We start from the raw sequence: 11,172 nt of genomic DNA on the forward strand, positions 1-11,172 counted from the left end.
ACATCAAGGGCCGTATGGAAAAGATCGGCCGCGATCCCGAGCATCTGAAGATCCTCCCCGGCGCCTTCGTCGTGGTCGGCGACAGCGTCGATGAGGCCAAGGAGAAACGCGCGCTGCTCGACAGCCGCGTGCATTACGATAGCGCCATCGCCTCGCTCTCGGTCATCCTCGGCACCGATGCCTCGGGCTTCGATCCGGACGGCCAATTGCCTGACATCCCCGAGACCAACGCCAGCAAGAGCGGCCGGCAGCGCATGGTCGACCTCGCCAAGCGCGACAAGCTCACCGTGCGCCAGCTCGCCCAGCGCGTCGGCGGCTATGGCGGGCTGTCCTTCGTCGGCACCGCCAAAACCATCGCCGACCAGATGGAGGAATGGCTGGTCGGGCGCGGCTCCGACGGCTTCAACATCATGTTCCCGTTCCTGCCGGCCGGGCTCGACGATTTCGTCGACAAGGTGGTCCCGGAGCTGCAGCGGCGCGGGATTTTCCGCAAAGAGTATGAAGGGCCCACTTTGAGGGAGAATCTGGGCCTGCCGCGCCCCAAAAATCGGTTCTTCGAGGGATAAGCGGGCCGTTTTGGGTCCTTTCTGCCCCCTAAAACCTTGACATCAGGCGGTTTCTGGCTAGGTTGCCGGCCAACGCGGGCCGTTTGGCCGGCTCCAGATTCCCCAATTTTCTGAGGTTCAGAACATGGCCAAAGCGGTCACCATCAAGGTCAAGCTCGTGTCCTCGGCCGACACCGGCTTCTACTACACCGCCAAGAAGAATTCGCGCACCATGACCGACAAGCTGGTCAAGAAGAAGTACGACCCGGTCGCGCGCAAGCACGTCGAATTCCGCGAAGCCAAGATCAAGTAAAAGATCAAGTCAGATCGCGGACAAGCATTGAAGCGTTTTGCGGGGCCCTTTCGGGCCCCGTTTCATTTTGGCCCTCTCGTGTGTCCCGGACGCGCTGCAGCGTGCAACGCTGCTCCGCTGAGCCCGGATCCAGAACGCGACACGACACCATGCGAGACATGGGCCCCGGCTCTGCAGCGCACCGCACCGGACGATGCTTCGCATCGCCGGGAGCGCTGCGCCGCGGCCGGGGCACGAGAACGAATTGACGTGCTCCACTTTCTGACCACCATGGCCCATCATTACGCAAACGGCTCTTCAACCTTCAGTTGCTCGACCCGTAATGTCTGTTACCGTGCACTTCCCGGCACGGAATTTCCGCCCGGATTTGGGAAGGACATGGTCATGAGATTGTCATCGAGCCTTGTCGTGGTCGTCGCCCGAGGTGCGAGCTGCGCGATGCACAGCATCGCGCGGGGACCGAACGCCTCACGCCGCCTCCAACACCGGCGACGGAGGTTGCGACGGCCGGAGCAGCGCGAACGCGACCTGCACGATGCCGCCGGCCAAGCCCAGCGCCACGCCGATGCGCCAGGCCATGGTGTAGGAGCCGAGCGCGTCGTAGAGCACTCCTCCTCCGTAGGCGCCGAGGAAGCTGCCGATCTGGTGGCTCATGAAGGCGAGGCCCTGGATCATCGCCTGCCAGCGCAGGCCGAACATCTCGGCGACCGCGCCCGCGACCAGCGGCCCTACGCCCATCCAGAGGAAGCCCATGATGGCGCCGAACAGCAACGTCGAGAACGGCGTTGCCGGCAGCATGAAGTACCAGGCTAGCGCCAGCGAGCGCAGGATGTAGATCGCACCCAGCAGCGCCAGCTTGTTCCAGCGCTCGCCGGCCCAGCCGAAGAACAGCGAGCCGAGCACGTTGAAGCCGCCGATCATGCCGAGCGTCTGCGCGCTCAGCATCGGATCGAGGCCGCAGATCGCAAGGTATGACGGCAGATGCGTGGTGAGGAACACCAGCTGCATGCCGCAGACGAGATAGGCGCAGGTCATCACCACGAAGGAGGCATTGCCGAACGCGGTCCTCGCCGCGGTCGCAGCCGTGGCATCGTCGATCTCGTCGGCAGCCGGCTTCGGCAGCGGGACCTGGTCGACGCGCCCGGCGTACCACGCGGCCGGAATCATCAGCACCGACATGACGACGAAGCCGGCGAGCCCGACGCGCCACCCAAACCCCTCGTTGAGCATCTGCCCGATCGGCGCCGACAGCAGCGCGCCCAGCGAGCCCGCGCCGGAGACGATGCCGAGCACGGTCGAGCGCACGGTCGCAGGGACGGCGCGTGCCGCCACCGACATCGCGATCGCGGCCGCGGTGCAGGCCAGCGACGTGCCGATCAACACGCCGGCGCCGATCATGATGCTGACGAGGCCGTTCGCGGTCGCCATCAGAACGAGGCCTGCGATGTACATCAGGGCGCCGACGATCATGATCGGGCGGAAGCCGTAGCGCACCGTCATCGCGCCGGCGAGCGGCTGGAGAAAGCCCCAGGCGAGGTTCTGCACTGCCAGCGCCAGCGTGAAATCCGAGATCGAAATGTGGATGTCGTGCGTCAGCGGCTGCATGAAGATGCCGAGGCTCTGCCGCAGCCCCATGCTGAGCGTCAGCATGATCGAGGCGCCGATCAGGATGGGCAATGTCGGACGCAGGACCTGCAACAGGGGCATATTCTTCTCCCTCGCGGACACGGCGCAAATGCCGTCGTCTGAAATATCGGTTGATTTTGGTTACACAGACCTGTGTACTTAGGCTATGTAGGACCCCAGCTGTCAAGCCAAGAGGATGCGCGTCGCCGCATGGCTCCCCCGCCCGCCCCACAGACGATGAAAGAGCGGATCCTTCAGACCGCCGACAAGCTGTTCTATCTGCAGGGCATTCGCGCCATCGGCGTCGACACCATTGCGGCCGAGATCGGCATCTCCAAGCGCACGCTCTACAACCACTTCCCGTCCAAGGACGCGCTGATCACCGCCTATCTGGAACGCCGCTTCGTGAGCGCGCGGCCCTCCGACAAGCCGCCGGCCGAGCAGATCCTTGCGACGTTTGATTCGCTGGAGCGGCGGTTTGCGGCCAAGGACTTTCGCGGCTGCCCGTTCGTGAACGCGGTTGCCGAGCTGGGCCCTCAGGACCGCGCCGTGAAGAAGATCGCGGTCGCCTTCAAGGAGAGCCGCCGCCTCTGGTTTCGCGACCGCCTGAACGAGCTCGGTGTGACCGATGCGGATGGGCTCGCAACGCAGCTGGTGCTGCTGGTCGACGGCTCGATCGCGCAGGACCTCGTCCGCGACGATCCGGCGATGGCGCGTGCGGCGAAGGAAGCGGCGAAGGTGCTGCTGCGGAATGCGGGGGTGGATGTGGGCGGGGAAGCGAAGCCGGCGATGAAACGGGGCAAGAGAGTGGTCCAGCATCCCTGAGGGAGTGGAATGGCACTCCTCAGGGACGAATTGAACCTTGCCTATCATCGCGCATTGAAGACGCATCACCGATCAATGGCTCGTCCTGCAGACGTCGGTGGCTGAGAGACCGCTTTTGCGCTCCCCTGCCAGCCATGAGAGGGGCAAAGATGGCCCACCCGTTCGGGGTCGAACACTTCCCGATCGCACCCGCCTCGATCCCGCCGATGGCACCTCTCAAGGCCGCGAGCGGGAGATTGGCTGATTTAGTCCTCGGCTCACTCTTCTTTGCCACCATAACCATCGCGATGTCCGGCTGGCTGTACGTGCTCTTTTTGCTTGTCCACGCTGTCGCAGCCTGGCTGCTGGCGTAGTAGCCGCTCCCTTGAGGGCTGGACCTTAGGAACCTTGAGGCCATGGGCTGATTGAACGCCCATGCCAATTTACCCCTTCGATATCCACCATGACGGCGGCGTTTTTATCGGTGACGAAGGGGCCGAAGTTACCGATCTGAGCGCTGCCGAGACGCGAGCTCTTGAGCTCTAGGCCAAGCTATTCTCGATCACGCCCGTCACCGCAGGACAGGCTTCACCAAGATCGAGGTCAGAGACGGCGGAGGCCGGGTCGTGGCATCAACCTCCGCCACAGTCTCTCTGGAACGCTTGATCCCCTGAAGGGATGCGGTCACCGCTCAATGTGAGCAAAATTGACCACCCTGCAAAGACCGCATATGCGACATTTTTCCGCTTATCGCACATATCAGCAGAAGGCGGAGATCGAAATGCTCCCGCCTTCTTGGATCGGAGACGGTAATGGGAAACAAGCCAGGGCCTTTGTCAGAAACCGGGCCGACGATTTTGGAGCACTATATGCGCGCCGCGCGTGAGGACATGGACGGTCCCGCACTCCTCAAGTTGCTGAAAAAGCTTGAGGACGAGATAGCAAGGCGGGGGCGGCTTGCTTGAAAGGAGCGGAGATAAACACCGCCGTGGAATGTCGAGAGGCACGCGATCACAGAGGAAGAGCGATCAGCCGAGGCTAACACACTAGCGAGCGCAGGACTTTTCGGTTTTATTCTCGCCCTTTGCATGTTCGGAGGAGGCTTCACGTTAGTGGCTGCAGGATTTTGCTATCTGGCCCAGTTTGGCGCGACTAATCCCGCGATGCAGACGCAATTCATCGGCTAGCGCCCCAAGCGCTCCTGAGAGGAGTGGACTGCACAGGTCAGTCCCGTAACCCCACGCGCCCCGTCACTCCGGAGCTGTTTTGCCCGGGCCGCCGAGGCCCGGAAGCAATGTCTGGCGATTTCTCTCTGGCCGGACTCTTGCTGCCGCATCGGGACAGACCGTGATGCTTCGTTACACTCCTGTATTGCCCGGACGCGTCGAACGGCGCGCTCCTCCGCACGAGCGATTTCGCTGCCCTCGCCTAACCTATTGATCGAGCTAACGCCGGCTACTGTGCATGGGGTTGTTTTCGCGATTTTGCGCAGCCGGACCTTACGCCGCCTGCGATACCACCCGATTACGCCCGTCGTGCTTGGCGCGGTAGAGCGCGGTGTCGGCGCGCTTGAGCACGTCGGCGACCGCCTCGCCCTTCTGCTCCAGCGTGGTCAGGCCGATCGAGATCGTGACCTCGATGCGCTTCGCCCCTTTGTGAATCGCGAACGGCTCGCCCGCGATCGAGCGGCGCAGGCGCTCGGCGACCATGCCGGCGACGTGGAGATCGGTCTCCGGCATGACGATGACGAACTCCTCGCCGCCGTAGCGGCAGGCCAGATCAATGCCGCGGATCGACTTGCGCACCCGCACCGCGAACTCGCGCAGCACGTCGTCGCCGGCGTCGTGGCCGTAATTGTCGTTGATGGACTTGAAGAAGTCGATGTCCAGGATCATCAGCGCCAGCGGCTTGCCGCGGGTCGCGGCCTGCTCGGCGAGCGTCGCCAGATGGCTCTCCATGTAGCGGCGATTGTGCAGGCCGGTGAGCGCGTCCGTGATCGCCATCTCGATCGAGTTCTGCACGTTGTCGCGCAGATGATCGGTATAGCGGCGGCGGCGGATCTGGGTGCGGGCCCGCGCCAAGAGCTCGATCTTGTCGATGGGACGCAGCAGATAGTCGTTGACGCCGATCTCGAGGCCGCGGAGCAGCCGCGTCGAGTTCTCGGGGTCCGCGATCGCCAGGATCGGCACATGGCGCGTGCGCTCCAGCGAGCGCGCCTGGCTGCACAGGCGGAGGCCGTCGAAATTGTTGAGGTCGAGCGAGACGATCAGCAAATCGTAATTGCCCTCGGCGGCGTGGAACAGCGCCTCCGTCGGGTTCGGCTCGACGTCGATGGTGTGCTCGGCGGCGAGGATCGTGGCCAGCCGCTCGTAGGAGGACGGACGGTCGTCGACCAGCAGGATGCGGCCGCCCTTGCCGGTGTCGGCCACGGCGCTGCGCTCGGGCGCCTGCATGCCGATCTCGAGCGAGGTGATGGCGCGCATGCGCAGCTCATCGGTCATCATCTTCAGCCGCGTCAGCGAGCGCACCCGCGCGATCAGCACGACGTCGGAAACGGGTTTGGTCAGGAAATCATCCGCGCCCGCTTCCAGCCCGCGATTGCGGTCGGACGGACTGTCGAGCGCCGTCACCATGACGACAGGAATGTGGTGCGTCGCCGGATCGGTCTTGAGGCGGCGGCAGACTTCAAAGCCGTCGATGTCGGGCATCATCACGTCGAGCAGGATGATGTCGCATTCGGCGCGTTGACAGATCGCAAGCGCCTCGGTGCCGTTCGAGGCGGTCATCACGTCGAAATATTCGGCAGAGAGGCGGGCCTCGAGCAGCTTGACGTTGGCAGGGACGTCATCGACGACCAGGATACGCGCGGACACTGTGAACTCACTTCCTATCCGATGAAACGCCGGACCGTCTCAATGAATTTGCCGACCGAGATCGGCTTGGACAAATAGGCCTCGCAGCCGCCCTCGCGGATGCGCTCTTCGTCGCCCTTCATCGCGAACGCCGTGACCGCGACGACGGGAATGGAACGCAGCTCCGGATCGTCCTTGATCCAGCGCGTCACCTCGAGCCCGGAGACCTGCGGCAATTGGATATCCATCAGCACGAGGTCGGGCCGCATCTTGCGAACGAGGTCGAGCGCCTCGTAGCCGTTGCTGGTGCCGGAGGTCTGGTAGCCGTGCGCCTCCAACAGGTCGCGGAAGAGCTTCATGTTGAGCTCGTTGTCTTCCACGATCAGGACGGTCTTAGCCATCCCGCCCTCCTGATTGGTCCGCAGACCCATACATGTAACGCCTCAGGCGCCGCTCGCCGGCGCTTCGAAAACTGGATTCAAACTAGCCTCAGATTCGCTTGAGTTTCGTTAAACCCGAGGGTCGACTTTCTGCGATGTGGTTTCCAGTTACTTGCCTGGGGTCGGAAGACTCAGGGCCGAGACTCGGGCATGATGATTCCAAATTAGAGACCGAAAGTTAACGGAAAGGCAAACCGTCCCCTTGAAAAAGCCTGTTCACAACCCCCGCGAAGTCGCTGAAATCGTTGCGATTCAGGCGCTCTCTTTCGTTGCGAGCGATCCCGAGCGGCTGGGCCTGTTTCTGGCCGAGACGGGGGTCGGTCCGGAGACCCTGCGCAATGCCGCCGCGGACCCCAATTTTCTGCTCAGCGTGCTCGATTTCGTGCTGCGCGATGACGCCACCGTGAAGGCCTTTGCCTCGACCGCGGAACTGCATCCGACCAACGTCGCAGCGGCGCGGCAGGTCCTCGGCGACGCGCTCGGCGACCCCTCCTGGGAGCGCGACGTGCCGTGACCGCCCCTGATACGGCCGGGCCCCGCTGCTTCTGCCGGGACTGTCTGGCCGATCTGGACATGGGCGTGAGGCGCTGTTCCGCCTGCGGTTCCCCTCGCCTCGTCCGTCACCGCGCGCTCGCAGGCCTGACCATCGCCCACATCGACTGCGACGCCTTCTATGCGACGGTCGAGAAGCGCGACAATCCTGACATTGCCGACAAGCCGGTCATCATTGGCGGAGGAAAACGCGGCGTGGTGTCGGCCGCCTGCTACATCGCTCGCACCTACGGCGTGCGCTCCGCCATGCCGATGTTCAAGGCGTTGGAGGCCTGCCCGCACGCGACCGTGATCCCGCCGGATATGGCCAAATATGTCCGCGTCGGCCGCGAGGTGCGCCAGGCCATGCAGGCGCTGACGCCGCTGGTCGAGCCGCTCTCGATCGACGAGGCGTTCCTCGATCTCTCCGGCACCGAACGGGTGCACGGCATGATCCCGGCAAAAGTGCTGGCGCGCTTTGCCCGCAACGTCGAGCGGGACATCGGCATCTCCGTCTCGGTCGGCCTGTCCTGCAACAAGTTTTTGGCCAAGATCGCCTCCGACCTCGACAAGCCCCGGGGCTTCGCCGCGCTCGACCAGGAGGAAGCGCGATCGATGCTTGCCGACAAGCCCGTCGGCTTCATCTTCGGCGTCGGACCGGCCACTCAGGAGCGGCTGGTGCAGCGCGGTTTCCGCATCATCGCCGATCTGCAAAAGGCCGACGAGATCGAGATGATGCGGCAGTTTCCGAGCGACGGCCGCAGGCTATGGCGGCTCGCGCGCGGCATCGACGACCGCCGCGTCGAGCCTGATCGGGGCGCCAAGACGATTTCAAGCGAAACCACCTTCGAGACCGACATCCGCGATTTCGCGACGCTGGAGAAGATCCTGTGGCGGCTGTGCGAGAAGACATCGTCACGGCTCAAGAGCAGCGAACTCGCCGGCTCGACCGTCACGCTGAAGCTGAAGACCGCCGATTTCCGCCAGCGCACGCGCTCGCAATCGATCGCGGCCCCGACCCAGCTCGCCGCAAAGATCTTCTCGATCTGCCGCGAGATGCTGGCCAAGGAGACCGACGGCACCGCCTTCCGCCTGATGGGCGCCGGCGTCAGCGCACTGCGCGAGGGCTCGCCCGCCGACGACACCGACATGCTCGACCGCCGCGCCGCCCACGCCGAGCGCGCCGTGGACAGCCTGCGCAAGAAATTCGGCAGCGCGGCGGTGATCCGCGGGATCGCGTATGAGGGCCCCGAAACAGGACAGCCCGAGTGATCGAGACCTGCTCAACTCAATCGCGTTCGAATATCCGCGCACCCGGATAGACGCGCCGGGCATATTGAACGACCAGCTGCCGATCCTGCGTTTCCAGGAACGGAGTTCGGATCTGACAAGACCCGACAATGAGGTGCCACAAACCGTTGAGCTTGCGAATGACGACATTCATTGAGCTTCCTCGTAGTGACCCGAGTGGACTCAAATTGTAAGAATCCGCCGCCGTCACTCAATTGTACGAGCGTAAGATCGGGGCATGAGAAGGATTCGGGGAGATATACGAACGTATGCCCGTCATGGCTTCAACAGCCGCCGGCGCCGATAGCTGCGCAAGGGCTCAAACGATCCTGCAGGAGCTGGCACCATGACGGGCGAGCACAATCTCGGCGCGCTGCTGAGACACATGAGGCCGAAGATGCTGGACGGCACCTTCGTATTTTGCACGATCCCGACCTGCGAGGCCATTCCCGAAGCACTCAAACCGCAGCTGACGTTCCGCGAACAGGAAGGCACGACGCTGGTGATCTCTCGCGAAGAGGCCGAAGCGGCGGGGCTGCGCTACGCGTTCCCCTCGCGCCTGATCACCCTGACGGTTCACTCGGCACTCGACGCGGTGGGCTTCCTGGCCGCGATCACGGCCCGTCTCGCTGAAGCCGGCATCAGCGTGAACGCGGTGTCGGCCTTCCACCACGACCATCTGCTTGTACCCGACGACAGGGCCGACGAAGCGATGGCTGTTCTTCACGGGATTTCGAGCGAGAGGCACTTGTAGCCCGGCGGCAGGCTTCCCGGATTGCGCTGCACTTCATCCGGGCTACGAAAATCAATCCGCGACGGCGATCGCCTCGATCTCGATCAGCCATTCCGGCGCGGCGAGCGCGGAGACGCCGACCAAGGTCGAGGCCGGCGGCTCCATGCCTTCGAAGAAGGCCGAGCGGGCCTTGCCGATGATGGGGCGCAGCTCCGGCTTGTAGTTCACGACGAAGGTCGTGATCTTCACGATGTTGGAATAGCTCGCGCCGGCTGCCTCCAGCGCGTGTCCGAGATTCTGCATCACCTGCGTGGTCTGCGCGGCGATATCGCCCTCGCCGACGATCCGCCCCTCCTCGTCGGTCGAGACCTGTCCCGAAATGTAGATGGTGCGCGCGCCGGTCGCGGTGACGACGTGGGAATAAGCGGGATTGTGATGCAGGCCGCTGGGGCGGAGATGATCGAGCTTGGGCATGGGCTGGCCTCCCTGATGTTTCTGGTTGGGAGGGAGCGTAGCGGGAGAGTATGACGAGAGCTAGATGCGGCGAGCGCCAATCGCACTCCGTCATCCTGAGGTGTGAGCTGCGCGGCGCGAAGCTCCGCGTGGCGAGCCTCGAAGGATGCACGGCCCCGCTGCCGCAGCCAGGCCGTCGCCCTTCGAGGGCCGCTGAAGAAGCGGCCACCTCAGGGTCACGGTGACGGCGTGGAGTGTGCTGTAACCCGGAAAGAGCTTAGCCCCTCAATTACAGGGCTTGCTGTCCTTGACGTCGAACTTGCCCATCGCGCCGGAAATGACGAAGTCGTTGTAGTCGAGCACGAGCTGGCGCGAGACGCCGTTTTCGTAGAGCTCGAACGCCATCGCGTAGACCGGCGTCTGCTCGCCCTCTTTCTGCTGGGCCTCGCGGTCGAAATAGCTGACCGTGACGGGCCAGCGCTTGAGCGATTTCATGTGCTCGTCGGAGGTCGACGGATCCGGCGCGGCGGCGCGGTCGGCGGGGATCGGCTGGCCGATCACGGTCAGCGTGTTGTAGACCTTCTGGCCGTCGTCGGAGCCGTCATAGACGGAGAGCTCGAGCAGCGGCTTGCCGTCCTTGGCGGCGGCGATGATGCGCTGGATCTGCTCGGTCGGGAATACGATCTTGCCGTCGAGGGTGAAATTCTTCGGCGCCGGCAGCTTCAGCTTGACGTTGATGTGGTCCCCGTCGCGCTCGGCCGAGCCATCGACGCGGCCGGCATCGGCCTCGTTCATGCGAGTCTCGATCTTGAAGCGATAGCTTTTGCCCGCGGCGTCTTCCCAGGAGTTGGAGCGGAGGTCGCTCAGCGTGACCTTGCCCTCCCCGCTGTCGAGCTCGGACACCTGGCGGAATTCAGACGTGTAGCCCTCGCACGAGCTTCCGGTGAAGTTGTAGAGGATGCGCCCGCGCGCGCTATTGACCGAATTGGAGCGCGATTTCACCAGGCTGAGATCGTAAAGCGCCTGGTGCGCAAGGAACGGACCGTTGGCGGCCTGCGCGCCGTCGGCGAGGCCTAAACCGGCCGCCGCGAGCGCCATTACACCGAGCGAAGTCCGGAAAAGGTGCACCATGTCTGTTCCTTGGGGACGCGTCTTGGGATGCGCAGATTCGACATTTTAATGACCGTTCCATTGCGTCGCAACTGAGGCCGTTTCACGTAAAGTTGCGGCCCCACCGTTGAACCTGCGGCCTCGCCTCGGCAAAAGGCAGCCTGCTGCGGGTTGCTTGCATGTGGCGGCACGATGGGCGAAACAGGGCGCGGCCGGCCTCCCACGGATGCCGGGGCGAATGGAATTTCTGGACAACGAGGTCGAACATGGCGGGCACGGTCGAGCAAAAGCTGGCGGAACAGGGCATCAAGCTGCATGAGGCCCCCACGCCCGTGGCCAATTACGTCCCGTTCGTGCGCACCGGTAATTTGCTGTTCGTCTCCGGCCAGGTCTGCTTCGACCCCGCCGGCAAGCTGATCGCCAAGGGCAAGCTGGGCGCCGGCGTCTCGATCGAAGACGGCGCGGCGGCGGGCCC

The 11,172-nt window shown here is 63.9% G+C and carries 13 protein-coding genes and 1 pseudogene; 8 read left to right on the forward strand and 6 right to left on the reverse strand.

Going from position 1 to position 11,172, the window contains the following annotated elements:
* Both IC66_RS0131505 and rpmG read left to right on the forward strand, forming a co-directional pair.
* A pseudogene (locus IC66_RS0131505) lies at positions 1-566 on the forward strand (LLM class flavin-dependent oxidoreductase); the annotation flags it as partial.
* A gap of 124 nt (positions 567-690) precedes the next feature.
* Complete coding sequence (rpmG, locus tag IC66_RS0131510; RefSeq protein ID WP_008139339.1) at positions 691-858, forward strand: 50S ribosomal protein L33; 168 nt, start codon at positions 691-693, stop codon at positions 856-858.
* A gap of 468 nt (positions 859-1,326) precedes the next feature.
* Here the strand turns inward: rpmG and IC66_RS0131515 are convergent, their stop codons facing one another.
* Positions 1,327-2,565: an MFS transporter gene (locus IC66_RS0131515; protein ID WP_038950319.1), complete on the reverse strand. Its 1,239-nt coding sequence runs from the start codon at positions 2,563-2,565 to the stop codon at positions 1,327-1,329.
* A gap of 129 nt (positions 2,566-2,694) precedes the next feature.
* On the opposite strand from IC66_RS0131515, the gene IC66_RS0131520 reads away from it, so the two are divergent.
* Complete coding sequence (locus IC66_RS0131520; protein ID WP_028143952.1) at positions 2,695-3,309, forward strand: TetR/AcrR family transcriptional regulator; 615 nt, start codon at positions 2,695-2,697, stop codon at positions 3,307-3,309.
* Positions 3,310-3,458: 149 nt separating this feature from the next.
* Positions 3,459-3,662 carry a hypothetical protein gene (locus IC66_RS0131525; RefSeq protein WP_038972441.1) on the forward strand — a complete coding sequence of 68 codons (204 nt, stop codon included), beginning with the start codon at positions 3,459-3,461 and terminating at the stop codon, positions 3,660-3,662.
* A gap of 1,125 nt (positions 3,663-4,787) precedes the next feature.
* Here the strand turns inward: IC66_RS0131525 and IC66_RS0131540 are convergent.
* Together IC66_RS0131540 and IC66_RS0131545 are read right to left on the reverse strand one after the other, a co-directional pair.
* Positions 4,788-6,161, reverse strand: coding sequence for a PleD family two-component system response regulator (locus IC66_RS0131540; protein WP_028143954.1), 1,374 nt, complete (start codon positions 6,159-6,161; stop codon positions 4,788-4,790).
* A 14-nt stretch (positions 6,162-6,175) separates the two neighbouring features.
* Positions 6,176-6,541 carry a response regulator gene (locus IC66_RS0131545; RefSeq protein ID WP_008130064.1) on the reverse strand — a complete coding sequence of 122 codons (366 nt, stop codon included), beginning with the start codon at positions 6,539-6,541 and terminating at the stop codon, positions 6,176-6,178.
* Positions 6,542-6,782: 241 nt separating this feature from the next.
* Here IC66_RS0131545 and IC66_RS0131550 point away from each other — a divergent pair, with 241 nt between their 5' ends.
* Entirely contained in the window at positions 6,783-7,094 is a 312-nt protein-coding gene (locus IC66_RS0131550) for a DUF3572 domain-containing protein (protein ID WP_018321125.1), read from the forward strand.
* Complete coding sequence (locus IC66_RS0131555; protein WP_038950320.1) at positions 7,091-8,383, forward strand: DNA polymerase IV; 1,293 nt, start codon at positions 7,091-7,093, stop codon at positions 8,381-8,383. Before IC66_RS0131550 ends, IC66_RS0131555 begins: the two co-directional genes overlap by 4 nt.
* 16 nt (positions 8,384-8,399) lie before the next feature.
* Here the strand turns inward: IC66_RS0131555 and IC66_RS47850 are convergent, their stop codons facing one another.
* Complete coding sequence (locus IC66_RS47850; protein ID WP_162832276.1) at positions 8,400-8,555, reverse strand: hypothetical protein; 156 nt, start codon at positions 8,553-8,555, stop codon at positions 8,400-8,402.
* 192 nt (positions 8,556-8,747) lie between these two features.
* Between IC66_RS47850 and IC66_RS0131565 the strand changes: the two genes are divergently transcribed.
* Positions 8,748-9,155: an ACT domain-containing protein gene (locus tag IC66_RS0131565; RefSeq protein ID WP_038950321.1), complete on the forward strand. Its 408-nt coding sequence runs from the start codon at positions 8,748-8,750 to the stop codon at positions 9,153-9,155.
* Between the two features lie 51 nt (positions 9,156-9,206).
* Here the strand turns inward: IC66_RS0131565 and IC66_RS0131570 are convergent, their stop codons facing one another.
* Both IC66_RS0131570 and IC66_RS0131575 read right to left on the reverse strand, forming a co-directional pair.
* A complete protein-coding gene (locus IC66_RS0131570) occupies positions 9,207-9,608 on the reverse strand; it encodes a RidA family protein (RefSeq protein WP_038950322.1) in 402 nt (133 codons plus the stop codon).
* 264 nt (positions 9,609-9,872) lie between these two features.
* Positions 9,873-10,718, reverse strand: a complete 846-nt coding sequence (locus IC66_RS0131575) for a cell envelope integrity EipB family protein (protein WP_028143959.1) — start codon at positions 10,716-10,718, stop codon at positions 9,873-9,875.
* 245 nt (positions 10,719-10,963) lie between these two features.
* Here IC66_RS0131575 and IC66_RS0131580 point away from each other — a divergent pair.
* Positions 10,964-11,172: RidA family protein (locus tag IC66_RS0131580; RefSeq protein ID WP_038950323.1), on the forward strand; the 209-nt coding region annotated here is incomplete at its 3' end.

The organism is Bradyrhizobium genomosp. III (genome assembly GCF_000261705.1).
Classification (GTDB): Bacteria; Pseudomonadota; Alphaproteobacteria; order Rhizobiales; family Xanthobacteraceae; genus Bradyrhizobium; species Bradyrhizobium ottawaense.

Excerpts from the sequence above, each read along its gene's own strand:
- rpmG (WP_008139339.1), top strand. The coding sequence starts at position 691 with ATGGCCAAAGCGGTCACCATCAAGGTCAAGCTCGTGTCCTCGGCCGAC.
- IC66_RS0131515 (WP_038950319.1), bottom strand. The coding sequence starts at position 2,565 with ATGCCCCTGTTGCAGGTCCTGCGTCCGACATTGCCCATCCTGATCGGC.
- IC66_RS0131520 (WP_028143952.1), top strand. The coding sequence starts at position 2,695 with ATGGCTCCCCCGCCCGCCCCACAGACGATGAAAGAGCGGATCCTTCAG.
- IC66_RS0131525 (WP_038972441.1), top strand. The coding sequence starts at position 3,459 with ATGGCCCACCCGTTCGGGGTCGAACACTTCCCGATCGCACCCGCCTCG.
- IC66_RS0131545 (WP_008130064.1), bottom strand. The coding sequence starts at position 6,541 with ATGGCTAAGACCGTCCTGATCGTGGAAGACAACGAGCTCAACATGAAG.
- IC66_RS47850 (WP_162832276.1), bottom strand. The coding sequence starts at position 8,555 with ATGAATGTCGTCATTCGCAAGCTCAACGGTTTGTGGCACCTCATTGTC.
- IC66_RS0131565 (WP_038950321.1), top strand. The coding sequence starts at position 8,748 with ATGACGGGCGAGCACAATCTCGGCGCGCTGCTGAGACACATGAGGCCG.
- IC66_RS0131570 (WP_038950322.1), bottom strand. The coding sequence starts at position 9,608 with ATGCCCAAGCTCGATCATCTCCGCCCCAGCGGCCTGCATCACAATCCC.
- IC66_RS0131575 (WP_028143959.1), bottom strand. The coding sequence starts at position 10,718 with ATGGTGCACCTTTTCCGGACTTCGCTCGGTGTAATGGCGCTCGCGGCG.